Below are 26,783 nucleotides of genomic sequence, written 5' to 3'. Positions count from 1 at the left end.
CCGAGGATGCCGCACCACTAGGACACGATCTGACCTAAGGGCTTTCTAGCTTGTCGTCATGACCTCCACCGAGACCACCACAGTCCCCGTTCCGGGGAGCCCCGAGGGGCAGCCGGCCCCGGCCGACCGGCGGCGCTGGTTCGCCCTCGCCATCGTCATGACGGCGGCCTTCATGGACCTCGTCGACGTCACGATCGTCAACATCGCCATCCCGTCCATCCAGCGCGACACCGGAGCCACCTTCAGCCACATCCAGTGGATCACCGCCGGCTACGCCCTCGCCTTCGCCGCGGGGCTGATCACCGGTGGCCGGCTCGGTGACATCCACGGCCGCAAGCGGCTGTTCCTGATCGGCATCGGAGGGTTCACCCTGGCCTCCGCGCTCTGCGGCTTCGCGGGGGGCCCGGACATGCTGGTCGCCGCGCGCATCCTGCAGGGTGCCATGGCGGCGCTGATGGTGCCGCAGGTGCTGTCGATCGTGCACGCGACGTTCCCCGCGCACGAACGCGGCAAGGTGTTCGGGCTGTTCGGCGCGGTCGTGGGGATGGGCGCGGTGCTCGGTCCGCTGCTGGGCGCGCTGCTGACCGAGTGGAATCTGTTCGGCCTTCAGTGGCGCCCGATCTTCCTCATCAACCTCCCCGTCGGGATCGCCGGCCTGCTGCTCGGCCACCGGTTCATCGGCGAGTCCCGCGCCCCGAAGGCGCTCAGGCTGGACCTGGTGGGTGTGGTGCTGGTGACCCTCGGTCTGCTGATGCTGCTGTATCCGCTGACCCGCGGCCACGAACTGGGCTGGCCGCTGTGGGGGCACCTGCTGATGGCCGGGTCGGTGCCGGTGTTCGGTGCGCTGGTCGGCTACGAACGCCGCAAGACCGCGCGGGACGGCTCCCCGCTGATCGAACTGTCGCTGTTCCGGGTGAAGAGCTTCGCCGCGGGCATCGGGGTGCAGGTCGTCTTCGGCCTCGGGCTCGGCATCTTCTTCCTGGTGTGGACGCTGTACCTGCAGATCGGGCTGGGCTGGGGCCTGCTGAAGGCCGGGCTGACCGGGGTGCCGTTCTCCGTCGCGGTGTCGGTGGCCGCGGGGATGTCCGTGCAGAAGCTGGTGCCGCGCTTCGGGCGCAAGGTGCTTCAGGCGGGCGCGCTGGTGATGGCCGCCGGGGTGCTGCTGTACCTGGCGGAGTCCGAGTGGTACGGGCTCGGCATCACGCCCTGGCAGATGATCCCGCCGCTGATGGTGATGGGTGCCGGCATGGGGCTGATCTTCGCCCCGCTCACCGACGCGATCCTCGCGCAGGTGCCGCGCGAGCACGCCGGTTCGGCGTCCGGGCTCATCAACACCGTGATGCAGATGGGCAACGCGCTGGGGCTCGGACTGGTGTCGGTCGTCTTCTTCGGCGTCATCGACGACGACCTCGCCCCGCGTGAGGTGGGGCCGGCGTTCGTGGACGCCTTCCAGCACGCGCTCGGGTGGGTCGCCGCGGTGCTCGGCGTGATCTTCCTGCTGATGTTCGCGCTGCCCAGGAAGGCCGGCTCGGCGCCGGACCCGGCGGCCGACGGTGCGGGAGCGCCGACGGGGCAGGCGGCCGGCCCCGGCACGGGAGCCGCGGGGGCGGACACCGGGGCCGCGGCCGGTCCGGAGGGAGTGCGCGCCGGGGCGGCCTCGGGGAGTGCCCACGCGCGGTCGGGCGGGAGCGGCCCGGCGTACTGAGACCCCGCCGGCCGGGCCCTCGACACGCCGAGATGTGCCCTTTTGACGGCTTGAAGGTCGTTCACGGTTCTTCGGTGGAAGCAAGCCAACTGCACCACCTGCGAGATACGTCACGGTCCGGGACGAAAGCCCGGACCGTGGTGTCTACTGGGCGCATGCCTGAGCACGTGTCGAACGTCGAGTGGGCGGGCGCGGGTGCCCTCGCCCTGGCCGTCGTCGCCTGGGTGGTCGGGCGGGGTCTGCTGCGCCGCGGTCGCCGCACGTCCGGCCCCCTGGCGCCCCGCCCCGCCGTGCTGCCCGCGCTTCCGCGGCAGCGGCGGTCGGGTCCGGCGCTGGAATCGGTTGAGCTGACGCCGGCCGAGCGGGACGCCTTCGCACGCCTGGTCCGGCGCCTCGCCGACGGACACTGAGCGCTCCGCCGGGACCGCCGCGGCGGGGCATCGGCGGACCGCGGCGCCGCCGTGGCCGGTCGCGCGGTTCTCCGCGCCCCTTCAGGGCTGTGCCGCGACGTGCCGGACCGCGGGCGGGGCGCTGACGCGCCGGGCGGGTCCGAGGGGCCGGGGGCCGGCAGGCGCATCAGCGGGGTAGCGGCCGGGGGATCAGGACACCTGGGCCGCGCGTCGCTCCATGGCCGCCCGGGCCGCCTCCTCGCTGCCGTACACCTCGCACATGTGCCGCCCGTCGGGGGTCGCCGTGTGCTCGGCCTCCCACAGGGACATCTCCCGGCCGTCGCGCAGCAGGAACGCATGCTCGTAGAGCGCGAACCCGAGCCCGATGCGCCCCGCGCGGCACGGCCGCCCGAACGCCTGCGTGATCTGGTGCGCGAACGCGGTGGTCAGCAGGGCGGCGGTCTCCGTGCCCGGCCGGTCGGGGTTCTCCGCCCGGCGCAGCAGGCGGCGCGCGTGGTCGGCGGAGTCGTCGGGCACATACGCGTGCCGCGGTCCCGGCAGGGGCGCCGGCGCGGCGAGCGCCGGCAGTTCGAAGTCCGGTGTCTCCAGCGGCAGCGGGAGACGCGCGGTGGCCGCACGCAGCTCCGCCTCGTCGGCGTACACCTCGTGCTGGGCGGTGGCCGACGCCGTGTTGTGTCCGAGCTCCCACAGGGTGAGCGCCGAACCGTCGGCCAGCAGCCAGGTGTGCCGGTACGTCTCCCGGTGCAGCCCCGCGCTGTGGTGGGCGGAGTGCAGCGAACTGTCGTGCGCCAGCGCGGTGTCGAGCCGCCGTAACACCTCGTCGGGCAGCTCGAAGGAGTTCAGGGCGCGGCCGAGCAGTCGCGCGAGATGCTCCTCCGGAGACTCCGGCGACTCGTGTGGTTCGTACGCTGTCGTGTCGTACGGAACGCTCAAGGTTTCTCCCGGCGTTGCTGCATGTCACCTTGTGGGTGCATACCGTAGCCCCTCGGTCGGACATCGTGTCCGGAAACCGTGAAAACGTACGTCAGAAAACGACCGGGCCGCGGGAGAGGTTCCTGGGCGGCCCGATTCTTTGTCAGAAAGTGCTGGTGGCGGTCGCGTTCCGGCACCTTGCGACGTCTTCTGCCGTCTTCTGCCGTCTTCTGCCGTCTTCTGCCCCCTTCGGGTGCGGCCGGTCAGACCGCGCTGCCCGCGACCCAGTCGGCCCACGCCATGTTCCAGCCGTTGAGCCCGTTGTCCGGCGCGACCTCGCGGTCGGGGGAGTTCTTCACGATCACCACGTCCCCGACGAGCGAGTTGTCGAAGAACCACTTGCCCGGGGTGTCGCCCTGCGCGCCCTGCGCGTCCTCCAGGCCCACGCAGCCGTGGCTCGCGCCCACGTTCCCGAAGGGCGGGTTCCCCTTGTTGTACCAGTAGTTGCCGTGGATGAAGGTCCCGGACCCGGTCAGCTGCATCGCGTGCGGCACGTCCGGTATGTCGTACTGTCCGGCGAAACCGACCGTCGAGCCGTCCATCCGCATCTCCTCCCACTTGCCGGAGATCACCATGGTGCCGTTGTAGGTCGGGTTCTGCGGGCTTCCCGCGGATATCGGGATCGTCTTCAGGACGGCGCCGTCACGGACGACGGTCATCGTCTGGGTGGCGGCGTCGACGGTGGAGACCTGGGACCGGCCGACGGTGAAGGTCACGGTCTTGCTCTGCACCCCGCGGATGCCGTCCGCGCCCTCCACACCGTCCAGGTCGATCTTCATCGTGACCTTCGAACCGGCCTTCCAGTAGTCCTCCGGCCGGAAGTCCAGCCGCCGGTCGCCGAACCAGTGCCCGACCGCCTTCTGCCCGCTGTCCGAGGTGACCGTGATGTGCGACTGCACGGCCCGCCGGTCGGTGATGGCCTTGTCGAAGGTGAACGACACCGGCATCCCCGCGCCGACCGTGGTCCCGTCGTCCGGCAGGTAGGTGCCGATGTAGCTGTCGGTCTCGGAGACCGTGGTGAACCGGGAGCCGGCCGTGGCCGTCCGGCCCTGCCCGTTCTTCGCGGTCGCCGCTATCCGGTACGCCGTGCCGCGCTCCAGCTGCTCCTTCGGCTTCCAGGCCGTGCCGTTTGCGGACACCGCCCCCGGCACCGCCTCGCCGGACTCCGCCTCCGTCATCCGCACGGCCGTCAGCGTGCCGTCGCTGACCCGTACGCCGGTGGCGTTGATGGACGCGCCCGTCGAGCCGTTCTCCGCCGAGATGACGATGCGCGGCACCTGCGGCCGGGCGTCGCCGCCGCCCCGCTTGCCGTCGTCGGCGCCGGCGCTGCCGCCGCACGCGGTCAGTGTCAGTGCGCCGACCGCCAGGGCGGCGCAGGCCGCCAGGACGCGCTGCTTGACTTCATCCGACTTCGGCATGGTCTGCCCCCGGTTCCTGCGATGTGCGTGATCCACTCCCCTACGTGGTGAAAGAGGCGGCCGGTCACGGGCGGGTTCCCGGGCCGCCGCCCCGGACGCCATCGGTGACAGAACCGGGACATTCACCCACCCCGTGGGGTGCCCGGCCGCGCCCGCGCACCCTCGCACGCCGTCCCGGGACGCTGGGGCGGCCTGGCGGCGGGGGCCACCCGGTTCGGGGAGGTGGACGGAAGCAGGCCGGTCTGCCGTCACCCGGCCGTGCCCGCTCCGGCCCGGCCCTCACCGGCTCCCGTACAGCTCCTCGTACGACGGCCAGGTCCCGCCCGGTCCGTCCACCGGGTCCGCCGCCCGGACGGCGCGCACGATGGCCCGCGTGACCATGTCCGCACCCGCGGCGAGGATGTCGTTCAGAGCGAGCGGGCGCCCGGCGTCCAGCGGGCGCGCCCCCGTCGCCAGGGCGAACACCGTGTCCCCGTCGTTGAGCAGGTGCACCGGCCGCACGGCGCGCGCGATGCCGTCGTGCGCGGTGCCCGCCAGCTTCTGCGCCTGTGCCCTGGACAGGTCGGCGTCGGTGGCGACCACGGCGAGCGTCGTGTTCAGCGGGGGCTCGGTGTTCCGCGCGGCGGCCTCGGCCAGGCGCCGCCGGGCGGCGTCGTGGACCTGGGCCCCGGGCCGCTCCAGGCGCCCCTCGAACAGCTCCCCGTACAGCAGTCCCGTCGAGGGGTCCATCGCCGAGCCCACCGCGTTCGCCACCACCAGCGCGGCCACGGTCACCCCGGACGCCAGCACCGTGCTCGCCGTGCCGATGCCGCCTTTCAGCGGCCCGACCGCCGCGCCCGTGCCCGCGCCCACGCACCCCTGCGCCACCCGTGTACCGGGCTCGCTCGCCGCGGCCGCCTCGACCGCGGCCCGGCCGGTGGCGGCGTCCGGCCGGGCCCGGAACTCTCCGCCGCGGCCCAGGTCGAAGACGCAGGCGGCGGGCACGACCGGCACGACGTGCGAGGGGTCCGGGCCGACGGACACCCCGCGGCCCCGTTCCTCCAGCCAGGCCATCACCCCCGAGGCCGCATCCAGCCCGTACGCGCTGCCGCCGGTCAGCACCACCGCCTCGACGCGCTGGACCACGTTGCGCGGATCGAGGGCGTCGGTCTCCTTGGTGCCGGGTCCGCCGCCCCGCACGTCCACGGCGCACACCGCACCTCCCTCGGGGGCGAGGACGACCGTGGTGCCGGTGAGCCATCCGTCGCCGCTGCGCGTGGCGTGTCCCACACGCAGGCCGGCGACATCCGTCAGAGCGTCGACTGTCATGGGGTCCAGTGTTGCCCGTGCCGAGGCTGGCGGACGCCGCAGGTGTCCCCGGCGTGGTGTCAGGCCGTCGGCGTGGCCGCCCCGCCCGGGCCCCCGGAGCCCGCTCCGGGGGCCCCGCGTGCGCTGAGGGCCGTGCCGGCCGCCACCGCCAGCGCCGTCGCCGCGCCCGCCGCGAGCACGGCCGCGTCGCCGAGGAACGTGCAGCAGATGACCGCCAGGGCCGCCGCCGGCAGCACCACCTGCTGGGAGATGCCCGCCTTGAAGTGCCGTGAGTGCAGCGCCCAGACGGTGAGGAGGTAGAGCGCGGTGGGCAGGGTCACCGCGGAGGAGGCCGCCAGCGTGGAGATGTGGGCCGTGCCGACCGTCTGCTCGACCGCCACCTCCAGGCCCGCACCGATCGCCGCCGCCGAGGCGAAGATCAGGTAGTGGCCGTATCCCCACAGGAACGCCTGCCGGTTGGTGCGCAGGTGCCCGTGGACGGGCACCGCGAAGTAGATCCACCAGGCGCAGAAGACGATCAGGAGGCCGCCGAGGGCGATCGGCAGCAGGTCGGCGAGCGCGTCGTGCTCGTCCACGCCCGTCTTCACCGCCACCGTCGCCGCGGCGACCGACTCGCCGAGCACGATGATCGTGAACAGTCCGTACCGCTCGGCGATGTGGCGCGGATGCCAGGCGGTCGGCGCGGCCCGCTCCGCCACCACGGGCACGCTCAGCTCGGCGAGTGCCATCACCAGGAACACCCAGGGCCGGGCGTGCTCCGGGAAGAGCAGCAGGCCCAGCCAGCCGACCTGGCAGAGCAGCACACCGCCCGCGTAGCGCAGCGCGACCGTCCGGTCGGCGCCCTGGACGGATCTCGCGGCCCGCAGCCACTGCGCGGCCATCGCGATCCGCATGATGGCGTATCCGAGCCAGACCATGAGGAAGTCGTGGTCCGCGAACGCCCGGGAGACCCCGGCCGCGAGCACCAGCACCCCGGCGATCTGGATCAGGGTCACCACCCGGTACAGCACGTCGTCGTTGTCGTACGCCGACGCGAACCAGGTGAAGTTCATCCACGCCCACCAGACGGCGAAGAAGACCATCGCGTAGTTCATGATCCCCTCGCCGACGTGGCTCTCGGCGAGCGCGTGCACCAACTGGGCGCCGGCCTGGGCGACGGCGACGACGAAGCACAGGTCGAAGAAGAGTTCGAGCGGAGTGGCGGTCCGGTGAGGCTCGCCACGTCCCCTCGCGGTCAGCTTGCGCAGCGGCCGGCCGGCTGAGGGCGGGGCGGGGGCTGCCACCGGGGGAGTCGAACGGGACGTCATGGCTCCCAGCACAGCAGAAACCGGCCGTCGCCGCGGCTCAGGCGGCACCCGCGGCCGCGTTCCGGTGAGGAGGTCCCGGGCCCGGCGGACCGGCGCGGGCAAGCGGCCTCGGCACCGGCGGGCTGCCCCGGGGGGCGTCCCGGGCCGGCGGGCGGGGCGGGCGCGGAGGCCCCGGCCGCGGCGGGCCGGTCCGGGGAGGCGGCCTCGCCCCGGGGCACGTGCTCCGTACGGGCACGAGGCGCAGGGGGTGTTCGGCCCCGGGGCGCACGCGCCGTGCCGGGGCGGTCCGCCCGGTCCACCCGGGTGCGGCGCGGACGGCATCTGCGGGCCCGGACGGACGCGCCGTACGCTGGGAGGCATGACTACCGCCTCCGGCCCCGGGCCCCGCGCGCCGAAGGCCGCGCTGATCTTCGACGATCCGCTGGCCCAGCAGTCCTCGGACGACACGGACCGCGGATGGGGCGAGCGGCAGGCCGGTGACGGCTCGGACGACCTGCGGCGCTTCCTCGACGAGAAGCCGCCCCACCACCTGTGAACACGCGAGGCGGTCCCACGGCACCCGCCCGCAGGGCCGCCCCGGACGCGGTCGTCAGCGCTTGCCCACGCCCGGTCCGCGCTGGGTGACCAGGGTGTCGCGGATCTGCTGCAGCACCTCCAGCTCGGTCACCTCGATGACCTCGTGGGTGCCCTCCTTGGCCTTTCGCTGGGCCTCCACCCGCGCCAGGTACTTCGCCATCGGCAGCACCATCAGGAAGTAGACCACCGCGGCGGTGATCACGAAGCTCAGCGTCGCGCCCAGCACCGAGCCCCAGAGGATCATCACGCCCTTCGAGACGGTGCCGTCCGGGCCCGTCTCGCACGGGCCCTTCAGGCACGAGCTGTAGCTGTCCAGGTTCTGGGTGCCGATCGCGCCCACCACCGGGTTGATCACACCCTTCACCACGGAGTTGACGATGTTGGTGAAGGCCGCGCCGATGACGACCGCCACAGCCAGGTCGATGACGTTCCCGCGCATCAGGAAGGCCTTGAATCCCGACCAGACGCTTGCTTCCTGCTTCTTGCTCACTTCGGAGCCTCTCCTCGTACGCCCAGGGTGTGGAACCAGCCGCTCCGCAACCTACGGCAGGGTGAGGCCGTCCTGTCCAATCCTGTCGTTCGAACGAGCGACTTGACAGCACGTCAGGCCTGACCACCGAGGTCTCGGTCAGCACAGCGTCACCGCCAGCCGTGCCATGGCGCTCGCTCCGGCCAGCCGTGCCGCGGTCGCCCGCGGCACGGACAGCACGACCAGCGCACCCGAGTCGGCTGCTCCGGCGAGCGGCTCGGGCAGCCGGGTCACCAGAGCCCCCCGCGCGAGCACCCGGGCCTCTGAGCCGACCGCCGTCTGCGGCACGGCGATCACGTCGACCCGGTCGCCGGGGCGCAGCAGCCGCACCGTGGCGCCGTCGGCGATCCGCACGGGCGCGGACGCCATCCGCACCGGCCGGTGTTTCGGCGCCCCGTCCTCCGCCGGATGCCCGCGGGCCGCGCCGCTCCGGTGCGCTCCGGCGCCCGCCTGGTGCCCGGCCGCCAGCAGCGCGGCCGCCGTCACCGCGACGCCGGCCGCCAGGGCACGCCTGCGGTGCCGCACGAGACGGAGCAGCCGGTACCGCCCGCCGCGCACCCGTACGGGGGCGAAGTGCGGTACCTCGCAGGTCGCGGGCACGTCGCTGCCCGGCGGGTGCGCGCCACCCGGGGCGGTGGAGGCCGGTGCTGCGGAGGCCGGTGCGGCGGAGGACGGTGCCGGGAGCGGCGAGGAGTGCGAGGAGTGCGAGGAGTGCGAGGGGTGCGAGGAGTGCGAGGGGCGCAGAGGAAGGAGAGGCGGGGCGGGCGAGGGGGGAGCGACGGGGCGAGGGAGCCGAGCGGGCTCAGCGGGCCGAGCGGGCCGAACGGGCGGGGAGGGCGGGGAGGGTCGAGGGAGCTGAGGGGGCTGAGGGAGCTGAGGGGGCCGGGGGAGCACGGACACGGGGATCACCACCTGCGACGGGAACCGGTTGGCCGTCTCACGATGCCCCGGTCCGCCGACGCCCGCCGCGACCGGTGGACCACCGGCCGGTTGTGGACAACTCCCTCACCCGAACGGGCGGTCCAGCCCCGCCGCCCCGCGCCCCGCCGCCCCGCGCCGTGCCCGTCCGCGCCGTGCCCGTCCGCGCCGTGCCCGTCCGCACCGCGCTCACCCGTCCGCGCCGTGCCCGTCCGCCGCTAGGGCAGCGTGAACCCCGGGTCCATGCCGCCCAGGGCGCTGGTGCACAGGCAGTTCCGCTCGGAGGTCCCGGGCAGTGCGGCGACCGCGTCGAACAGCACGCCCCGCAGCCGGTCCACGTTGTCCGCGAACACCCTGAGCACCTCGTCGTGGGAGACGCCCTCGCCCGACTCGGCGCCCGCGTCGAGATCGGTGACCAGGGTCAGGGAGGTGTAGCAGAGTTCGAGTTCGCGGGCGAGCGCGGCTTCCGGGTGGCCCGTCATGCCGACCACGGACCAGCCCTGCGCCCGGTGCCAGAGCGACTCGGCGCGGGTCGAGAAGCGCGGCCCCTCGACGACGGCCAGCGTGCCGCCGTCCACGGGTTCCCAGTCCCGGCCGCGGGCGGCCTTGAGCGCGGCGGCCCGCCCGGCCGGGCAGTAGGGGTCGGCCAGCGACACGTGCACCACGTTCGGAACCGTGCCGTCCGGCAGCGGGAGCCCGTCGAAGTACGTGCCCACCCGGGACTTCGTACGGTCCACGAACTGGTCCGGGACGAGCAGTGTGCCGGGACCGTACTCGGGGCGCAGGCCTCCCACCGCGCACGGGCCGAGGATCTGGCGCGCGCCGACCGAGCGCAGCGCCCACAGGTTGGCCCGGTAGTTGATCCGGTGGGGCGGCAGATGGTGGCCGCGGCCGTGCCGGGGCAGGAACGCGACCCGGCGGCCCGCGATCTCACCGAGGAACAGGGAGTCGCTGGGCGGCCCGTACGGCGTGTCCACCTGCACCTCGGTCACGTCGTCGAGGAACGAGTAGAAGCCGGAGCCGCCGATTACACCGATGTCTGCGTTCGCCATGACGTGCACGGTAGCCCGCGCCGCGGAGCGCGCGTCACCCGGTACCCGTGGACGCCGAGGACCCCGCCGTCCCGTGACGGCAGGGTCCGGTGAGGAGGTGGTCAGGCGGCGGTACCGGCCGAGCTGGTCGAGCCCGTGGATCCCGAGGATCCCGAGGACGCCGTCGACCCGGTGGAGGCCGAGGGCTTGGAGTCGGACGTGGAGGCCGAGGCCGAGGCGGCGGCCGGCTTCGCGTTCGAAGGAGAGCTGCTCGACGAGGAGCCGCGGCTGTCGTTGCGGTAGAAGCCGGAGCCCTTGAAGACGATGCCGACGGCGGAGAACACCTTCTTGAGGCGGCCCTGGCAGGCGGGGCACTCGGTCAGCGCGTCGTCGGTGAACTTCTGCACCGCCTCGAGGCCCTCGCCGCACGCGGTGCACTGGTACTGGTAGGTCGGCACTGTCTTCCTCCTGGCACTCTCACTCGATGAGTGCTAACGACGGTCCATAGTGACGTATTCCCGAGGATCAGTCCACCGTCACCGGCACGCGGTGACCCACGCCACGTGCGACCGTACGGCCGCGGGGGCGGGCGACGAGCCGCGTGCGCAGGGCGACCACGGTCGCCAGGGCCAGTACGGTGCCGCCCATCGGCACGAGGAATCCGGCACCGGTCCAGAAGCGGTCCTCGAACTGGCCGGCGACGGTGACGGCCGCCGCCTGCCCGAGCGCGACCGCGCCCGTCAGCCAGGTGAACGCCTCGGTGCGCGCACCGGCCGGGACCAGGCTCTCCACCAGCGTGTAGCCGGTGATCAGCGCGGGTGCGATGCACATGCCGACGAGCAGGCCGAGTCCGGCGAGGAGCAGCGCGGAGTGCGCGGCCCACAGGCCCGAGGCGACCAGGGCGAGGGCCGCGTAGCCGACGAGAAGGCGCTGCTGCGGGGCGGCCTTCCAGGCGATGGCGCCGCAGACGATGCCGGAGAGCATGTTGCCCGCGGCGAAGGTGCCGTACAGCACGCCGTTCAGGCCGGGCTCGCCGATGGACTCGGTGAACGCGGCGAGCGACACCTGCATGCCGCCGAACACGGAGCCGATGCCGAGGAACGCCACGACGAGCACCCGCACACCCGGGACCCGCAGCGCGGACGCCTGCCGCACGTGCGCCTGCCCGCCGGTGACGACCTGCGGCTGGGTGCTCCGCTGTGCGGCGAACAGCAGGCCGCCCACCAGGGTCAGCGACGCCTCGGTCAGCAGGCCCGCGGCCGGGTCCACGGTGGTGCACAGGGCCGTGGCCAGCAGCGGTCCGACGACGAAGGTGAACTCGTCGGTGACCGACTCGAAGGCGGCGGCCGTGGTCATCAGGGGCGAGCCCTGCAGTTTCACGCCCCAGCGGGCCCGCACCATGGGGCCGACCTGGGGGACCGAGGCGCCGGTCGGGACGGCCGCGGCGAACAGTGCCCACATCGGCGCGTGGTTGAGCGCGAGGAAGGTGAAGGTGAGACCCGCCAGGGCGTGCACGAGCACGCCGGGGACGAGGACGGCGCGCTGCCCGAAGCGGTCGGCGAGGCGCCCGCTGTAGGGCGCGAACAGGGCCATGGAGACGCCGGTGACGGCCGCGGCGGCGCCCGCCGCCCCGTACGAGCCGGTCGTGTGCTGCACGAGCAGCACGATCGAGAGGGTCAGCATCGCGAACGGCTGGCGCGCCGCGAAGCCGGGCAGCAGAAACGTCCAGGCGCCGCGGGTGCGCAGCAGGTGCCCGTATCCCGGGCGGGAGGGTGCCGGCGAGTCCTTCGACGGCTCGGTGGTGACCGTGGACGCCACGGCCCGTGCCTTTCCGCCGCCTGGTAGCGCGGCCCCTGAGGGTGGGGGGCGGCGCCGAGAGCTGTCCTCTTGCGCTGAACTGCGGTAGATACCGGCGCCCGGGTGAGGGGGACGTCGCGGCCGCCATACGGTCGCGCCAGCTCTGCATCAGGCAGAGTTGGTTCGATCAAGGTCGACCTTCATCCTACAGGTATCTACGCGCGTTGCATCTGTGAAAGCGAGCACCATGGCGACGCCGGCCTGCGATTCAGGAAGGTGTGAACGGTGCGAAACCTGCCGTTAACGCCCCATCACGCCTGCATCGCCCTGCACCGCCCCGCCGTCCCAGCGGTCTCAACGGTCTCAACGGTCCCAGTAGTCCTGGCAGGCGGTCCCAGCGGTCCCAGCGGTCCCAGCGGTCCCAGCGGTCCCAGTAGTCCCGGCGGGCGGTCCCTGCGGTCCCTGCGGTCGCAGCGGGCGGTCCGAGCGGCCCCGGCGGGCCGCGGCCGCCCCGCCGGGCGCCTCCCGCACCTCAGCGCCCCGGCCCGCCCGTGCCCAGCCAGCCGGCCAGCTTGCCGCCCTGCCCGACGGCGCGCAGGCGGCGTTCGGTGGCGTCGCGGACCGGGTCGGTGGCCACGACGAGGAGGTCGTCGCCGCGCCGCAGCACGGTCGAGGGGAGCGGCACGAAGGACGTGCCGTCGCGGACCACGAGGGTGACGGCGGCGCCGGCGGGCAGCCGGAGCTCGCTGACCTCGACCCCGTGCATCCGGGAGCCCTCCGGGATCGACAGGGACAGCAGATGGCCGCGCAGCCGTTCCAGGGGGGCGGACTCGATGCCGAGGTCGGTGGTCCCGGACCCGTTCCCGAGGTGCAGGGCGCGGGCCAGCCAGGGCAGGGTGGGCCCCTGGATGAGGGTGAAGACGACCACCAGGACGAACACGATGTTGAACAGGCGGCGGCTGCCCTCGACCCCGTTCACCATGGGGATGGTCGCCAGGATGATGGGCACGGCGCCGCGCAGCCCGGCCCAGGACATCAGGGCCTGCTGCGGCCACGGCACCCGGAACGGCAGCAGGCACAGGACGACGCCCAGCGGGCGCGCCACCATGGTCAGCACCAGCCCGATGACGAGGGCGGGCCAGAGGTCGTCGCCCAGCTCGTGCGGGCTGACGAGCAGGCCGAGCAGGACGAACATGCCGATCTGGGCGATCCAGCCGAGCCCCTCGGCGAAGCCCCGCGAGGCGGGCCAGTGGGGGAGCCGGGCGTTGCCCATCACCATGGCGGCGAGGTACACGGCGAGGAAGCCGCTGCCGTGGCTGAGGGCGCCGGCGGCGTACGCGGTCACCGCGATCGCCACGACGGCGATGGGGTAGAGGCCCGAGGCGGGCAGTGCGACGTGGCGCAGGGTCCAGGCGCCCAGCCAGCCCACCGCGAGGCCCACGGCCGCGCCGATCGCGAGCTCCAGGAGGATCTCGCCGACGAGGGCGTACCAGTGCTCGATGGGACCCGCGGTGGAGAACGCGACGACCAGGATGACGACGGGGGCGTCGTTGAAGCCGGACTCGGCCTCCAGGGTGCCCGTCACCCGTGCCGGCAGGGGGATGCGGCGCAGGACGGAGAAGACCGCCGCCGCGTCGGTGGAGGACACGACCGCGCCGAGGATGAGTGCCTGGCGCCACTCCAGCCCGATGAGGTGGTGCGCGCCCGCGGCGGTCACGCCGACGCTCACCGCGACCCCGCCCAGGGCGAGCGCGGTCGCGGCCGGCAGAGCCGGTCTGATCTCGTTCCACTTCGTGCCCAGACCGCCCTCGGCCAGGATCACCACCAGGGCGGCGTACCCGATGACCTGGGTGAGCGCGGCGTCGTCGAAGTGGATTCCGCCGATTCCGTCCTGGCCCATCAGGACGCCGATGCCCAGGTAGATGAGCAGGCTGGGGAGCCCGCTGCGCGAGGAGATCCGGACCGCGGCCACGGCGACGAGCAGGACGAGCGAGCAGGCGAGCAGCAGCTGGTTGAGGTCGTGGACTGTCAGTGGCCGTTCCCTTCCCCGGTTCACGAGGGCATCACGCGCGCGTGAACACTCACGTACATCGGACACGAGGGGGCGGCACCCCGCATCCGACTACTTCGTTACCTTATCTAACTCTTGACGCTTTCTTGACATTCTGCCGTAGGGGATCGAACAGCCGTCCGTGCCGGATTCCGACTCCGCGTCATGGCGTCCCGGGCCCTGCGCCTATGGTTGCTCCAGCGCTCATTCAAAGTCACAGCCCGACCTGCCGCTCGCGTTAGGACAGCAAGGACAGCGATGCCCCCCAACACCACCGCCTCAACGGGTCAGAAGCCCGGCACGTCCGGACGGAAGAAGGGGCGCAAAGCCCGTCTGCTCGTGCTCGTGCTGGTGCTGGCCGTCGTCGGCGGCGTCGCCTTCGGGGCGTACTGGTCGGTCAGTACGGTGCGCGCCTCGTTCCCGCAGACCAAGGGCAGCATCACCCTGGACGGCCTGTCCGGTCCCGTCGACGTCAAGCGCGACGGCAACGGCATCCCGCAGATCTACGCGTCCTCCGACGAGGACCTGTTCATGGCGCAGGGCTTCGTCCAGGCGCAGGACCGGTTCTACGAGATGGACGTGCGCCGCCATCTGACCTCCGGCCGCCTGTCGGAGATGTTCGGCGAGGACCAGATCGAGAACGACGAGTTCCTGCGCACCCTGGGCTGGGACCGGGTGGCGAAGAAGGAGTACGACACCACGCTGTCGGCCTCCACCAAGAAGTACCTCCGGGCGTACGCCAAGGGGGTCAACGCCTACCTGGCGGGCAGGGACGGCGCGGACATCTCCCTGGAGTACGCCGCCCTGGGATTCGCCAACGACTACCGGCCCGCCGAGTGGACCCCGGTCGACTCCGTCGCCTGGCTGAAGGCGATGGCCTGGGACCTGCGCGGCAACATGCAGGACGAGATCGACCGCGCCCTGATGACCAGCCGCCTCGGGCCGCGGCAGATCGCCGACCTCTACCCGCGCTACCCGTACGACCGCCACCGGGCGATCGTGCAGGAGGGCCAGTACGACGAGCTGACCGGCACGTTCGGCGGGACCGGAGGCGGGACCGGCGACGGCACCGGAGGCGGGACCGGCGACGGCACCGGAGGCAGCGGCACGGACCCGTCGGGTGCCACCGACGGCACGGGTACGGGAGCCGGAACCGGCACCGGAACCGGAACCGGCACGGGCGCACCGGGGGCGACCGGTGCCACCGGCCTCGCGGACGGCACGTCGGACGGGACGTCGGACGGCGTCGCGGACGGCGTCGCGGACGGCAGCGCCACCGGTTCACAGGCCGCCGCGGACGGCACGGCCCTGCAGGCCCAGCTCTCGGGCCTCTACGGCGTCCTCGACGGCATCCCCGAGGCCGTCGGCGTCAACGGCAACGGCATCGGCTCGAACTCCTGGGTCGTCGGCGGCGGCCACACCATCACCGGAAAGCCGCTCCTGGCGAACGACCCGCACCTGTCGGCGTCGCTGCCCTCCGTCTGGTACCAGATGGGCCTGCACTGCCGCTCCCTCTCCGGCTCGTGCCAGTTCGACGTCAGCGGCTACACGTTCGCCGGGCTGCCCGGTGTGATCATCGGCCACAACAAGGACATCGCCTGGGGCATGACCAACTCCGGCGTGGACGTCACCGACCTCTACCTGGAGAAGCTCACCGGTGACGGCTACCTGCTCGACGGCAAGGTCAAGCCGTTCACCACACGCGAGGAGACCATCGAGGTCGCCGGCGGCACCGCCAAGACGATCGTGGTCCGCGAGACCGACAACGGCCCGCTGCTGTCCGACCGGTCCGACGAACTGGTCAAGGCCGGCCGCAAGGCCACCGTGGACACCGCCGCCCCCGACCGCGGCGACGGCTACGGCATCGCCCTGCGCTGGACGGCGCTGGACGCCGGCACGTCCATGGACGCCGTCTTCGCCATGGACCGGGCCGCCGACTGGGACGACTTCCGTGCCGCGGCCGCGCTGTTCGACGTCCCCTCGCAGAACCTGGTCTACGCGGACACGAAGAACCACATCGGCTACACCCTGCCGGGGAAGATCCCCACGCGGGCGAAGGGCCACGACGGGTCGGTCCCGGCGCCCGGCTGGGACTCCGCCTACCGCTGGAAGGGCTTCATCGAGAAGGACGAGCTGCCCTACGAGTACGACCCGGCGCGCGGATACATCGTCACCGCCAACCAGGCCGTCGTCGACCAGGCCGACTACCCGTACACGCTCACCACGGACTGGGGCTACGGCACCCGCAGCCAGCGCATCGACGACCTGATCGAGTCCAAGATCAAGGGCGGCGGCAAGGTCTCCCCCGACGACATGCGGCAGATGCAGCTCGACAACAGCAGCGAGATCGCCAAGCTGCTCGTGCCGCAGCTGCTGAAGATCGACGTCGGCGACCCGGACATCCGTCAGGCGCAGAAGCTCCTGGAGGGCTGGGACTACACCCAGGACGCCGACTCCGCCGCGGCCGCGTACTTCAACGCGACCTGGCGCAACATCCTCAAGCTCGCCTTCGGCAACAAGCTCCCCAAGGAGCTGCGCGTCAAGGGCCAGTGCCTGTGGGTCGAGCCGACCGGCACCACCGGCCCCGCCGACGAGAACCGCAGGGTCCGCGAGTGCGGGCAGCGCGACGCCGACCAGGCCCAGCCGGACGGCGGCGACCGCTGGTTCGAGGTGGTGCGCAACCTCCTGGACGACCAGGACAGCGAGTGGTGGAGCACACCCCAGTCCGGGACCCGGCGCCCCGGCGCCGACAACCGCGACGAGCTGTTCAGGCGCGCCATGATCGACGCCCGCTGGGAGCTGACCGCCAAGCTCGGCAAGGACATCGACACCTGGAGCTGGGGCCGGCTGCACCGGCTGTTCCTGAAGAACCAGACGCTCGGCACCGCCGGCCCCGGGTTCCTGCAGCGCATGCTCAACCGCGGCCCCTGGCGGCTCGGCGGCGGCGAGGCCGCGGTCAACGCCACCGGCTGGAACGCGGCGGGCGGCTACGGCGTGGTCTGGGTCCCGTCGATGCGCATGGTGGTGAACCTCGCCGACCTCGACAAGTCCCGCTGGATCAACCTCACCGGCGCCTCCGGGCACGCCTACAACTCCCACTACACCGACCAGACCGACAAGTGGGCCGAGGGCGAGCTGCTGCCCTGGGCCTTCACCCGGAAGGCGGTCGACGCGGGGACCGACGACACCCTGGTCCTGACGCCGTGACCCGCGGCGGTACCGCCGGCTGACGCCGCCCCCGCCCCCGCGGACGGGACGGCCCTCCACACGCGCGAGGAGGGCCGTCCCGCGCACGGCCCGCCCCGGCCCCGCCCGGGCCCCCGGCGGCCCCGCCCGGACACCTTGGGTTCAAGGGGCCGTCTGCTGCCCGTCGGCCCGGCGCCGGCCGCCCCGGCCTCTCCTGTGCTCCGGCCTCTCCCGTGCTCCGGCCTCTCCTGTGCTCCGGCCTCTCCCGTGCCCCGCGAAGCGTGCGCTCCAGGGCGTACGCCGGGTCAGAAGCGACGTACGCCCGACGGGGTCACCACCGCGTGCACCGGCAGGTCGTGCTCCTCGGCAGGGACGCGTTCGACGACCTCCGTGTCGTACAGCAGCACCACGAGCGCCGGCCCGGCCTGCGCGCGCCGCAGCCGGGCGAGCACGCGGTCGTACGAGCCGCCGCCGCGGCCCAGCCGCATCCCGCGCGCGTCCACGGCGAGGCCGGGCAGCAGGACCGCGTCGGCGGCGGCGACGGCCTCGGGGCCCAGGCGCGGCCCGGACGGCTCCAGCAGAGCCATCTTCCCGCCGTGCCGCACGCGCGCGAGCGAGGCCTCGCCCTCGTAGGCGCCCCAGTCGAGGTCGTTGTCGGGGAGCAGGGCGGGCAGCAGCACCCGCACCCCCCGCGCGCGCAGCGCGTCCAGGAGCGCGAGGGTGCCGGGCTCGGCGCCCACGGACACGTACGCCGCCACCGTGCGGGCGCGCGCCAGCTCGGGCAGCCCCAGGGCCCGCTCGGCGAGCAGCACCGCCGCGCCCCGGACGACATCTTCCGGCAACCTGTTCCTCACCGCGAGGATCTCTCGTCGCAAGCTTCGCTTGTCACTGTCCTTCGGGCCGTCCTTCGGGCTGTCCTTCGGGCCGTCCGTCGGACCGTCCTTGGGGCCGTCCTTCGGGCCGTCCGTCGGATCGTCCGTCGGGCCGTGCTCCGTGCCGTGCTCCGGATCGTCCGCCGGGCCGCGCTCCGGGCCGTCCTTCGCCGCGGCGTTCCGGCTGCGGTTCGGGTCCTCGGCCCGGTCCGCGAACTGCCCCATGGTTTCCTCCTGTTCCGGCTCCAATACGTTCATATGAGAGCCAATTAACCGGAGCCACAGATCCCCCACAAAGGCACCGGATAGGGTGGCGGGCATGACTCAGTCCCACCCCAGGATCAGCAAGGCTGTCATCCCCGCGGCAGGTCTCGGTACCCGGTTCCTGCCGGCCACCAAGGCCACCCCCAAGGAGATGCTGCCGGTGGTCGACAAGCCGGCCATCCAGTACGTGGTCGAGGAGGCCGTGTCCGCGGGCCTCGACGACGTCCTCATGATCACGGGCCGCAACAAGCGCCCCCTGGAGGACCACTTCGACCGCAACTACGAGCTCGAGTCCGCCCTGGGGAAGAAGGGCGACGCCGCGCGCCTGGCCAAGGTGCAGGAGTCCAGCGACCTGGCGACCATGCACTACGTACGCCAGGGTGACCCCAGGGGACTCGGTCACGCGGTGCTCTGCGCCGCCCCGCACGTCGGTGACGAGCCGTTCGCGGTGCTTCTCGGCGACGACCTGATCGACCCGCGCGACCCGCTGCTCCAGCGCATGATCGACGTGCGGGAGCAGCACGGCGGCAGCGTCGTGGCGCTGATGGAGGTCGAGCCCGAGCAGATCCACCTCTACGGCTGCGCGGCCGTGGAGACGACCGCCGACGGCGACGTGGTCAAGGTCAACGGCCTGGTCGAGAAGCCCGACGTGGCGGACGCCCCCTCCAACTACGCGATCATCGGCCGCTACGTCCTCGACCCGCACGTCTTCGACATACTGCGCCGGACCGAGCCCGGCCGCGGCGGCGAGATCCAGCTCACCGACGCCCTGCAGCAGCTCGCCCAGGACGAGAAGGTCGGCGGACCGGTGCACGGTGTCGTCTTCAAGGGCCGCCGCTATGACACCGGTGACCGCGGTGACTACCTGCGTGCCATTGTCAGACTCGCGTGCGAACGTGAAGACCTGGGACCGGACTTCCGGTCCTGGCTTCGCCGTTACGTCACCGAGGAGATGTAGCACTGTGAGCACCGCCGCGCCCCGCACCGCCGGCCAGGACCCGCTGTGGTCGGTGGACGAACACCTGGAGGACATCCTCGCGACCGTACGCCCCCTCGAACCCATCGAGCTGCAGTTGCTGGACGCGCAGGGCTGCGTCCTGGTCGACGACGTCACGGTGCCGGCCCCGCTGCCGCCGTTCGACAACAGCTCCATGGACGGGTACGCGGTACGGGTCGCCGATGTCGCGGGCGCGAGCGAGGAGTTCCCGGCCGTCCTGGAGGTCGTCGGGGACGTGGCCGCGGGCGCGGCCGATCCGCTGCACGTCGGCCCCGGCCAGGCCGCCCGCATCATGACCGGGGCCCCGCTGCCGCCGGGCGCGGAGACCGTCGTCCCGGTCGAGTGGACCGACGGCGGCCTCGGCGAGGGCCCGGCGGCCGCGATGCGCGCCCGGCGTCACGCCCCGGAGGGCGCCGGCGGGCAGGTCCAGGTGTTCCGTCCGGCCGAGGCACGGGCGCACGTGCGCGCCCGGGGCAGCGACGTCCAGGCCGGTGTGTGCGCCCTGGAGGCGGGCACCGTCCTCGGACCGCCGCAGATCGCGCTGCTCGCCGCGATCGGCCGCGGCACCGTCCGGGTGCGGCCCCGCCCGCGCGTGGTGGTGCTCTCCACCGGCAGCGAACTCGTCCAGCCGGACGAGGAGCTGGGCAGCGGTCAGATCTACGACTCCAACAGCTTCGCCCTGACCGCGGCGGCCCGCGACGCCGGTGCCATCGCCTACCGGGTGGGCGCCGTCGCCGACGACGCCGACACCCTGCGCACCACGGTCGAGGACCAGCTGGTGCGCGCCGACCTGATGGTCACCACCGGCGGAGTCAGCGTCGGCGCCTACGACGTCGTCAAGGAGGCCCTCTCGCACGTCGGGGACGAGGACGAGGCGGGCAGCGGCATCGAGTTCCGCAAGCTCGCCATGCAGCCCGGCAAGCCGCAGGGGTTCGGCTCGATCGGTCCCGACCACACCCCCCTGCTGGCGCTGCCCGGCAACCCGGTCTCCTCCTACGTCTCCTTCGAGCTGTTCGTGCGGCCGGCGATCCGCGCCCTCATGGGCCTCGCCGACGTGCACCGGCCGCGCGTCCGCGCCGTCCTCGCCGGTGACCGGGCGCTGAGCTCGCCCAAGGGCCGCCGGCAGTTCCTGCGCGGGACGTACGCGGACGGCGCCGTACGCGCGGTCGGCGGGGCCGGCTCCCACCTGGTGGCGGCGCTCGCCCACGCCGACGCGCTGATCGTGGTGCCGGAGGACGTGGAGTCCGTCGAGCCGGGCACCGAGGTCGAGGTCGTCCTGCTCGGCTGACCGAGCCGTCCCGCCGGGCACGTGCGCGGGCCGGGCACGCGCAGGGGCCGCCCGCCGGGGCTGTCGGCGGCCCGTACCCGCCCGTGCGTCCGGCACGGAGGCCGGCGGCCCGCCTCCGTCGGTGCCGGCCGGTGCGGCCCCGGCGAGGAGAGCGCCCGGCCCGGTGACAGCGCGCTGTGCTGTCCCGGCGGCAGCGGCGGGCCCGCCCGCGCGCGCCGCCCCGCGGTCGCCGAGTCTGCAGGGGCCGCCCGCCGGGGCTGTCGGTGGTCCGTACCCGCCCGTGCGTCCGGCACGGAGGCCCGGCGGCCCGCCTCCGTCCGTGCCGGCCGGTGCGGCCCCGGCGAGGAGAGCGCCGGGATGGGCGACGGCGCTCTGTGCTGCGGGCGACGGCATGCCGCCGTACCGGGGAGGAACGGTGCGGCACCCGGGCGCGCCGTACGTGCGCGTGCCGCCCCGCGGCCGCCGAGCCGACGACGGCCGCACACCCGGGCGCCCGCGCGCATGCCGTCGGCCCGGGGCACCGGCGGACCGGCCGCCGCACGGCCCGTCCGACCGTCCGACCGTCCCCGGCATCCTGCGCCACCCGGCGAGCCGACTTGGCGGTACCGTGTCGCGCACAACAGGCCCGTGCGCCGCACCGCGACGGGCCCGGACCGGGAGCGCCACACACCATGAGCACGCAAGGCCGACTGACGCACCTCGACGAGGCGGGTGCCGCCCGCATGGTCGACGTATCCGGCAAGGACGTGACCGCGCGCACCGCGCGCGCGAGCGGCCGTGTCCTCGTCGCACCCCGGGTGGTGGAACTGCTGCGCGGTGAGGGCGTGCCGAAGGGGGACGCCCTGGCCACGGCGCGGATCGCGGGCATCATGGGCGCCAAACGCACTCCGGAGCTCATCCCGCTGTGCCATCCGTTGTCGGTGTCCGGTGTGACACTGGACCTGTCGGTCGCGGACGACGCCGTGGAGATCACCGCCACGGTGCGGACGACGGACCGCACGGGCGTCGAGATGGAGGCCCTCACCGCGGTGTCCGTCGCCGCGCTCACCGTGATCGACATGGTCAAGGCGGTCGACAAGGGAGCGGTCATCACGGACGTACGGGTGGAGGAGAAGACGGGCGGCAAGTCGGGCGACTGGAGCCGGGCGTGAGCGCCGGGGCGTACCGCGCGCTGGTCGTGACCGCCTCCAACCGGGCCGCCGCCGGAGTGTACGAGGACCGGGGCGGCCCGCTGGTCGCGGCCGGTCTCGCCGCACTCGGCCTCACCGTCGACGGGCCGCAGGTCGTGCCCGACGGAGACCCCGTGCGGGCGGCGCTGCGGGCCGCGGTGGACGCCGGGTACGACGTCGTCGTCACCACCGGCGGGACCGGGATCTCACCCACCGACCGCACCCCGGAGGCCACCCGTGAGGTCATCGACCGCGAGGTGCCGGGCATCGCGGAGGCGATCCGGGCGTTCGGGCGGGAGAAGGTGCCGACGGCCGCTCTCTCCCGGGGGCTGGCCGGGGTGGCGCGCGGGACCCTGATCGTCAATCTGCCGGGTTCCTCCGGAGGGGTGAAGGACGGCCTCGCCGTGCTGGAGCCCCTGCTGACGCACGCCGTCGACCAGATCCGCGGCGGGGACCACCCGAGACCCGTCCCCGGCAGTGGGGGTGCGAGCTGAACAGCCCGTCCTGGCCCGTGGTGCTGGCGGACGGCGACGTCGTCCTCCGGCCGATAAAGCTGCGCGACCAGCGGGCGTGGCGTGAGGTGAACCGGCGCAACCGGGACTGGCTGCGCCCCTGGGAGGCGACCCTTCCGCCCCCCACGCCCAGCGGGCCGGTCACCCACCGCCCCACCTACCGGCAGATGGTGCGGCACCTGCGGTCGGAGGCGGGCTCGGGCCGCATGCTGCCGTTCGTGATCGAGTACCAGGGGCGGCTGGTGGGGCAGCTGACCGTCGCCGGGATCACCTGGGGATCGATGTGCTCGGGCCATATCGGCTACTGGGTGGACGAGGCGGTGGCCGGCCGCGGAGTGATGCCGACGGCGGTCGCGCTCGTCGTGGACCACTGTTTCCGCAGTGTCGGGCTGCACCGCATCGAGGTGTGTATTCGCCCCGAGAACACACCCAGCCGGCGGGTCGTGGAGAAACTGGGATTCCGCGAGGAGGGACTGCGTCCCCGCTATCTCCACATCGACGGCGCCTGGCGCGACCATCTGGTCTTCGCACTGACCGCCGAGGAGGTCCCCGACGGGCTGGCGAACCGCTGGCGGCGCAGGCGCACCAGCGACACGGCGCGTGACGAGCACGGGGCGCCCCCGGACCGCCGCAACACCCAGGGGAATCCCGCTTAGTTTTCCGGAAATGGAATAAGTGTTCGATATTCGCCGCCCTCTGACCGGCCGGAGGCAATCAATTCGCGCTCTGTGAGGGCTGTTGATCGCATCGGTCACAAGAAAAGTTCGAAATATCAGCCAGATCGTGCGACACACCGGCTCAATTGGCGGATGGCCTCGCGCAAACCCCTCTACGGTGTGAGGCGTGAGCAGCAGCGGCCTCATCTACGCAGTCATCGTCGGGGCCTGGGCCGCCTACTTGGTGCCGATGTGGCTCCGTAGGCAGGACGAGCTGAACGAGGCCCGTCCGACGGAACGCTTCAGCACCGCCATCCGACTGCTGTCCGGACGGGCGGGCATGGAGCGCCGGTACGCCAGGGACCGGGCGCGCACCGCCGACCCGGCGGAGCCCGTCACCGACGCCCCGGACGCGACCGCCGACTCGGTGGACGTCCGGGCCTTCGCCATGCCCCCGACCCGCCCGCAGCCGGTCTCCCCGGCGCCGGGCGCCCCCGGACGGGAGCAGGGCGGCGCCCCCGCGAACGCCCCGGCCGCCCCGGGCGCCCCCTCCGGCACCTCCGGCCGCGCCCAGCCCCCCGCCGCCCCCCGCGGCGCCGAACCCGCCGCCCCCCGCGGCGCCGAACCCGCCGTCGGCCGGGGCGCCGAGCCCGCCGCCCCCCGCGGGGCCGAGCCCGCCCCGCCCCGGCGCACCGGGTCCGGCCCGGCTCCGGCGCGCAGGCCCGTTCCGGGTGCCCGGCGCGCACCCGGCGCGAACGCCGCCGCCGCGCGCGCCCAGCGCTCGAAGGTGCTGGCACGCCGCCGGCGCACCACCGTGATGCTCTTCCTGGCGTTCACCGCGGGGGCCGTCGCCGCCGCCGTGGGCGGCCTCGCCCTGCTCTGGGCGCCGGCCGCGCCCGCCGTGCTGCTCAGCGTGTACATCGCCTACCTGCGCACGCAGGAGCGGCGCCGGTTCGCCTACCAGATGGACCGCCGCCGGGCCGAGGTCGCCGCCCAGCGCCTGCGCGAGAGGGCGCGTCAGCCGCGCCGGGCCGCCGTCACGGAGGCGGTGGCCGAGGACGCCGAGGAGCCCGACGAAGGGGGTGAGTCCGACGTGGACCCTGGGATGTCGGCGCTCGCCGCGGACCGGCGGGCGCTGGTGGAGCAGACCGACCACGCGGAGTGGGTCGACCAGCAGCGGGAGCGGCAGCGCCGTCCGGGGCGGGGCGACAGCTGGGACCCGGTGCCGGTGCCGCTGCCGACCTACGTGACCGCGCCGGTAGCACCGCGCGCCACGGCGGACGTCGACCTCGGGGCGCCGGACGCCTGGAGCTCGGCACGGTCGAGCGCCGTCGGGGAGGCCCCGGACAAGGACGAGGCCCCCGCCGGACCGGCCGCTGACGCCCGCGCCGAGGACGGTACGGGCGCTGCGGCCGCCACCGCGGCGGACGGGCCCGACGGCGACGGCCGCAGCGACGCGCGCCGGGCCGCGTCAGCGCGCCGCTCGCGCGAACGGGGCCGCACCCCTCTGTTCGACCAGTACGACCAGCGCGACCGGCGCGACCGGTACGCGGACGGCGGCGACGGCCGGCCGCGCGCCGCCAACGAGTAGCGCCCCGCCCGCCCGGGCGGCACCCGCCGGCCGGATGCGCACCGCCCCAGGTGAGGCCCCGTCCCGGGCCGCTCCCCGCCGGCGGACCCGGCCGGCCGGCCGCCCGGGAACGGATTTTCAAGCACGGCGACGGGGATGCTAGAGTTTCACTCGTTGCAAGGGCCTGTGGCGCAGTCCGGTAGCGCACCTCGTTCGCATCGAGGGGGTCTGGGGTTCAAATCCCCACAGGTCCACGCACAGCCGTTCTTGAGTTCGCTCAGGGTCGGTTGACGAGATCCCGGCGATCACGATGATCGTGCGGGATCTTCGTCGTTTCTGGGGTCTGTTCGAGCCTGTTCGGGGTGATTGATGGCGGCGGTCCGTCAGTGTAGCCGTGCCACCGCTCAGTCTCGGCTCGTTGCGTGCATCACAGCCAGCCCCGGGCACCCCGGGGGCTGGCTGCAGTTTTGTGTTCTTTTCCCTGTTCAGCGATTTGTGGTGGATGGTGGTGGTCGTCCGGCTTGCGCGGGTGGTTCCGTCTCCGGGCATGCTGGTGGCTGGGGATCGGCGTTATCGAAGACAGCGTTGGTGAGTTGGGCGCCGGTGCGCTGGTAGAGCCAGGTTTCGAGGATGTCGAGGTTTCCGGCGGTGACCATGAGAGCGACCAGGAGCGTCTGGGCGACCTGGCCTCGTGCCGGGCGGTGTTTGGGGTTGCCGATGTCGAGTTCGTCGCTCTTGAGGCGCCCGTGGATTCCCTCTTTGTGGGATCGGATGGGCTTGTAGACGGCAATCCAGTCGTCGGACAGGTAGTGGCTGTCCTGCCGGAACTTGGCGGTCTTGAGGTCGCCGGCGGCGTCGGTGGGGACGGTGATGTCGGACTTGCCGCAGACGCGGGGCAGTTCGTCCGCCGGTGGCGGGGCGAGCCATTCGTCCTGAGGGAGTTCGACGGTAGGCCGGGCGGAGGGGTGTGCGGCGCGTTTGCGGCTGTCGCTGAAGTCGACCACTGCAGAGGGCGGGCCCGGGGTGAGGGGTGTGCGGGGGGCGGAGCCGGTCACGGTGTGCGCAGTTCACCGACGGCGACGGTCCCGAGGCCGGGCATTGGAGGCGGACGGCGCCTCGGGCGTCGGGCCCTTGTTCGGTCTTGAGGTAGTGCGGCTCGCGGGCGGCGATGTGTTCGGTGAGCTGCTGGTTGTCGCGGAGTTCGCGTACGGTTTTGTCGTCCGGGCCCTTTGTGACGTGGACGAGTGCGGCGGGCATGAGAGGGCATGCCGGGGAGCCGTCGGCGAGCAAGGCGCCCGCCCAACTGCCCTGGGGCCCCGGTCCTCGACCTTGTAATCCAGGGCGGGGCGGTAGCCGAGTCGGCGTACGGGTATCTGGAAGTTCCCGGGGGAGCATCCGGTGTGGGCGCGGTCGGCCGCGCAGGTGCCGATGGGCAGCCCGAGGGCGCCGAGTTCCTGGAGTGCGAGGACTGCGTTGCGGCCGATGCGGACACTAGACCGATGCGGACACTAGGAGTGTCGAGCACCAGGCCGACGCACATCTGCGGGTAGGCGGTCGGCTTGCCGGCCTTCTCGCCGGGGCGGCGGCGGTGGGCTGCGACGACGAAGCTCGCGCGATAGCCGAAGGTGCCCTCCCCGGAGCCGCCGCTGTAGTGCCAGCCCGCGGTGATTTCCACGGGCGCGGTCGGGGTGCGGTCGCTGGCGGGACGGGCCAGAACAGGGATGGAGGTGGCGTCCACGCCCACGTCCCCGCGCCAGCCGCGCAGGTGCCCGCGCTCCTTCGCGAGGAGGACCGGAGCCAGGACCAACTGGTTGGCCAGTTGTTGGAGCCGCTCGGCGGCCCGTCGGCCCGAGGGGACGTCCCAGGCGTCCGCGTAGGCGTCGGCGATGTCCTGGGGCAGGCGGGAGCGGCGGTCGCAGCGGGCCGGGTCGAGGACGGTGGTGATGCGGTCGAAGCCCCGGTAGAGGCGACGGCTCGCAGCGATGCACTCCCGCGCCGTCGTCGGTGCCTCGGCCGGGATGCCCAGCCAGGTGCGGGCTCTGGGTTCGAGGCGGAAGTGGAGGATGCGCCAGGCCTCGGCGATCGTGGCCCGGCCCGTGAAGTAGGCGGCCAGCAAGGCCGTTCTTGAGAGAGCTCCGGAACGGTTCACGAGATCCCGTCCGCATCACTTCGATCGGACGGGATCTCGTCGTTTCTGGGCTTGTCGGGAGGTCTGGGTGCCGATGGCGGGGCGGCGTGGCGGGCGTGC

Annotated in this window: 21 protein-coding genes, 1 tRNA gene and 1 pseudogene; 11 read left to right on the top strand and 12 right to left on the bottom strand. The window is 73.4% G+C overall.

The annotated features are described in order from the left end of the window. Positions 1 to 58: 58 nt before the first annotated feature. Both AC5K6T_RS29420 and AC5K6T_RS29415 read left to right on the top strand, forming a co-directional pair. A complete protein-coding gene (locus AC5K6T_RS29420) occupies positions 59 to 1,705 on the top strand; it encodes an MFS transporter (protein WP_493213864.1) in 1,647 nt (548 codons plus the stop codon). Between the two features lie 155 nt (positions 1,706 to 1,860). Next, positions 1,861 to 2,115 (top strand): hypothetical protein, encoded by a 255-nt coding sequence (locus AC5K6T_RS29415; protein ID WP_493213862.1) that lies wholly within the window; start codon positions 1,861 to 1,863, stop codon positions 2,113 to 2,115. A gap of 189 nt (positions 2,116 to 2,304) precedes the next feature. Here AC5K6T_RS29415 and AC5K6T_RS29410 read toward each other — a convergent pair whose 3' ends face one another. The 4 genes from AC5K6T_RS29410 to AC5K6T_RS29395 all read right to left on the bottom strand — a co-directional run bounded on the left by AC5K6T_RS29410 (position 2,305) and on the right by AC5K6T_RS29395 (position 7,120). After that, positions 2,305 to 3,048: a DUF6227 family protein gene (locus AC5K6T_RS29410; protein ID WP_493213861.1), complete on the bottom strand. Its 744-nt coding sequence runs from the start codon at positions 3,046 to 3,048 to the stop codon at positions 2,305 to 2,307. Positions 3,049 to 3,290: 242 nt separating this feature from the next. Further along, positions 3,291 to 4,505, bottom strand: coding sequence for a L,D-transpeptidase (locus tag AC5K6T_RS29405; RefSeq protein ID WP_493213859.1), 1,215 nt, complete (start codon positions 4,503 to 4,505; stop codon positions 3,291 to 3,293). Positions 4,506 to 4,784: 279 nt separating this feature from the next. Then, positions 4,785 to 5,813 carry a P1 family peptidase gene (locus tag AC5K6T_RS29400; RefSeq protein WP_493213858.1) on the bottom strand — a complete coding sequence of 343 codons (1,029 nt, stop codon included), beginning with the start codon at positions 5,811 to 5,813 and terminating at the stop codon, positions 4,785 to 4,787. Between the two features lie 59 nt (positions 5,814 to 5,872). Beyond that, positions 5,873 to 7,120: a low temperature requirement protein A gene (locus AC5K6T_RS29395; protein WP_493213857.1), complete on the bottom strand. Its 1,248-nt coding sequence runs from the start codon at positions 7,118 to 7,120 to the stop codon at positions 5,873 to 5,875. A gap of 358 nt (positions 7,121 to 7,478) precedes the next feature. On the opposite strand from AC5K6T_RS29395, the gene AC5K6T_RS29390 reads away from it, so the two are divergent. Beyond that, entirely contained in the window at positions 7,479 to 7,655 is a 177-nt protein-coding gene (locus AC5K6T_RS29390) for a hypothetical protein (protein ID WP_493213855.1), read from the top strand. 54 nt (positions 7,656 to 7,709) lie between these two features. Here the strand turns inward: AC5K6T_RS29390 and mscL are convergent, their stop codons facing one another. The 6 genes from mscL to AC5K6T_RS29360 all read right to left on the bottom strand — a co-directional run bounded on the left by mscL (position 7,710) and on the right by AC5K6T_RS29360 (position 14,027). Continuing rightward, entirely contained in the window at positions 7,710 to 8,186 is a 477-nt protein-coding gene (gene mscL / locus AC5K6T_RS29385; RefSeq protein WP_493213853.1) for a large conductance mechanosensitive channel protein MscL, read from the bottom strand. Positions 8,187 to 8,324: 138 nt separating this feature from the next. Next, complete coding sequence (locus AC5K6T_RS29380; protein ID WP_493213852.1) at positions 8,325 to 8,825, bottom strand: hypothetical protein; 501 nt, start codon at positions 8,823 to 8,825, stop codon at positions 8,325 to 8,327. 536 nt (positions 8,826 to 9,361) lie between these two features. After that, positions 9,362 to 10,195 (bottom strand): S-methyl-5'-thioadenosine phosphorylase, encoded by an 834-nt coding sequence (locus tag AC5K6T_RS29375; RefSeq protein ID WP_493213850.1) that lies wholly within the window; start codon positions 10,193 to 10,195, stop codon positions 9,362 to 9,364. Between the two features lie 101 nt (positions 10,196 to 10,296). Further along, the gene (locus AC5K6T_RS29370) at positions 10,297 to 10,632 is read right to left on the bottom strand and encodes an FmdB family zinc ribbon protein (RefSeq protein ID WP_493213848.1); all 336 of its coding nucleotides are present in this window, start codon (positions 10,630 to 10,632) and stop codon (positions 10,297 to 10,299) included. A gap of 67 nt (positions 10,633 to 10,699) precedes the next feature. Next, the gene (locus AC5K6T_RS29365; RefSeq protein WP_493213846.1) at positions 10,700 to 11,992 is read right to left on the bottom strand and encodes an MFS transporter; all 1,293 of its coding nucleotides are present in this window, start codon (positions 11,990 to 11,992) and stop codon (positions 10,700 to 10,702) included. 511 nt (positions 11,993 to 12,503) lie between these two features. Beyond that, positions 12,504 to 14,027 (bottom strand): potassium/proton antiporter, encoded by a 1,524-nt coding sequence (locus AC5K6T_RS29360; protein ID WP_493213844.1) that lies wholly within the window; start codon positions 14,025 to 14,027, stop codon positions 12,504 to 12,506. Positions 14,028 to 14,279: 252 nt separating this feature from the next. Here AC5K6T_RS29360 and AC5K6T_RS29355 point away from each other — a divergent pair, with 252 nt between their 5' ends. After that, the gene (locus tag AC5K6T_RS29355; RefSeq protein WP_493213842.1) at positions 14,280 to 17,228 is read left to right on the top strand and encodes a penicillin acylase family protein; all 2,949 of its coding nucleotides are present in this window, start codon (positions 14,280 to 14,282) and stop codon (positions 17,226 to 17,228) included. 284 nt (positions 17,229 to 17,512) lie between these two features. On the opposite strand, the pseudogene AC5K6T_RS29350 reads toward AC5K6T_RS29355, so the two are convergent. Next, a pseudogene (locus AC5K6T_RS29350) lies at positions 17,513 to 18,100 on the bottom strand (5-formyltetrahydrofolate cyclo-ligase); the annotation flags it as partial. 298 nt (positions 18,101 to 18,398) lie between these two features. Here AC5K6T_RS29350 and galU point away from each other — a divergent pair. From galU to AC5K6T_RS29315, 7 genes are all read left to right on the top strand, one after another. Further along, on the top strand, positions 18,399 to 19,301 hold the full coding sequence (gene galU / locus AC5K6T_RS29345; RefSeq protein ID WP_493213840.1) for a UTP--glucose-1-phosphate uridylyltransferase GalU: 903 nt from the start codon (positions 18,399 to 18,401) through the stop codon (positions 19,299 to 19,301). Positions 19,302 to 19,305: 4 nt separating this feature from the next. Further along, complete coding sequence (gene glp, locus AC5K6T_RS29340; protein WP_493213838.1) at positions 19,306 to 20,628, top strand: molybdotransferase-like divisome protein Glp; 1,323 nt, start codon at positions 19,306 to 19,308, stop codon at positions 20,626 to 20,628. Between the two features lie 671 nt (positions 20,629 to 21,299). Next, a complete protein-coding gene (moaC, locus tag AC5K6T_RS29335) occupies positions 21,300 to 21,779 on the top strand; it encodes a cyclic pyranopterin monophosphate synthase MoaC (RefSeq protein WP_493213836.1) in 480 nt (159 codons plus the stop codon). Continuing rightward, positions 21,764 to 22,291, top strand: a complete 528-nt coding sequence (locus tag AC5K6T_RS29330) for a MogA/MoaB family molybdenum cofactor biosynthesis protein (RefSeq protein ID WP_493214292.1) — start codon at positions 21,764 to 21,766, stop codon at positions 22,289 to 22,291. Before moaC ends, AC5K6T_RS29330 begins: the two co-directional genes overlap by 16 nt. Positions 22,292 to 22,308: 17 nt before the next feature. After that, entirely contained in the window at positions 22,309 to 22,965 is a 657-nt protein-coding gene (locus tag AC5K6T_RS29325) for a GNAT family N-acetyltransferase (protein WP_493213834.1), read from the top strand. 187 nt (positions 22,966 to 23,152) lie between these two features. Further along, on the top strand, positions 23,153 to 24,556 hold the full coding sequence (gene sepX / locus AC5K6T_RS29320; RefSeq protein WP_493213832.1) for a divisome protein SepX/GlpR: 1,404 nt from the start codon (positions 23,153 to 23,155) through the stop codon (positions 24,554 to 24,556). A 159-nt stretch (positions 24,557 to 24,715) separates the two neighbouring features. Further along, positions 24,716 to 24,789: transfer RNA gene (locus AC5K6T_RS29315), tRNA-Ala, on the top strand. Positions 24,790 to 25,020: 231 nt separating this feature from the next. Here the strand turns inward: AC5K6T_RS29315 and AC5K6T_RS29310 are convergent. Then, a complete protein-coding gene (locus AC5K6T_RS29310; protein WP_493213830.1) occupies positions 25,021 to 25,539 on the bottom strand; it encodes a hypothetical protein in 519 nt (172 codons plus the stop codon). Positions 25,540 to 26,783: the final 1,244 nt, after the last annotated feature.

Source organism: Streptomyces sp. B8-7 (genome assembly GCF_058833805.1).
This window is presented reverse-complemented; position numbering and strand designations above follow the sequence as displayed.

Excerpts from the sequence above, each read along its gene's own strand:
- AC5K6T_RS29405 (WP_493213859.1), bottom strand. The coding sequence starts at position 4,505 with ATGCCGAAGTCGGATGAAGTCAAGCAGCGCGTCCTGGCGGCCTGCGCC.
- AC5K6T_RS29415 (WP_493213862.1), top strand. The coding sequence starts at position 1,861 with ATGCCTGAGCACGTGTCGAACGTCGAGTGGGCGGGCGCGGGTGCCCTC.
- galU (WP_493213840.1), top strand. The coding sequence starts at position 18,399 with ATGACTCAGTCCCACCCCAGGATCAGCAAGGCTGTCATCCCCGCGGCA.
- AC5K6T_RS29395 (WP_493213857.1), bottom strand. The coding sequence starts at position 7,120 with ATGACGTCCCGTTCGACTCCCCCGGTGGCAGCCCCCGCCCCGCCCTCA.
- AC5K6T_RS29420 (WP_493213864.1), top strand. The coding sequence starts at position 59 with ATGACCTCCACCGAGACCACCACAGTCCCCGTTCCGGGGAGCCCCGAG.
- AC5K6T_RS29390 (WP_493213855.1), top strand. The coding sequence starts at position 7,479 with ATGACTACCGCCTCCGGCCCCGGGCCCCGCGCGCCGAAGGCCGCGCTG.
- AC5K6T_RS29400 (WP_493213858.1), bottom strand. The coding sequence starts at position 5,813 with ATGACAGTCGACGCTCTGACGGATGTCGCCGGCCTGCGTGTGGGACAC.
- AC5K6T_RS29355 (WP_493213842.1), top strand. The coding sequence starts at position 14,280 with ATGCCCCCCAACACCACCGCCTCAACGGGTCAGAAGCCCGGCACGTCC.
- AC5K6T_RS29375 (WP_493213850.1), bottom strand. The coding sequence starts at position 10,195 with ATGGCGAACGCAGACATCGGTGTAATCGGCGGCTCCGGCTTCTACTCG.
- moaC (WP_493213836.1), top strand. The coding sequence starts at position 21,300 with ATGAGCACGCAAGGCCGACTGACGCACCTCGACGAGGCGGGTGCCGCC.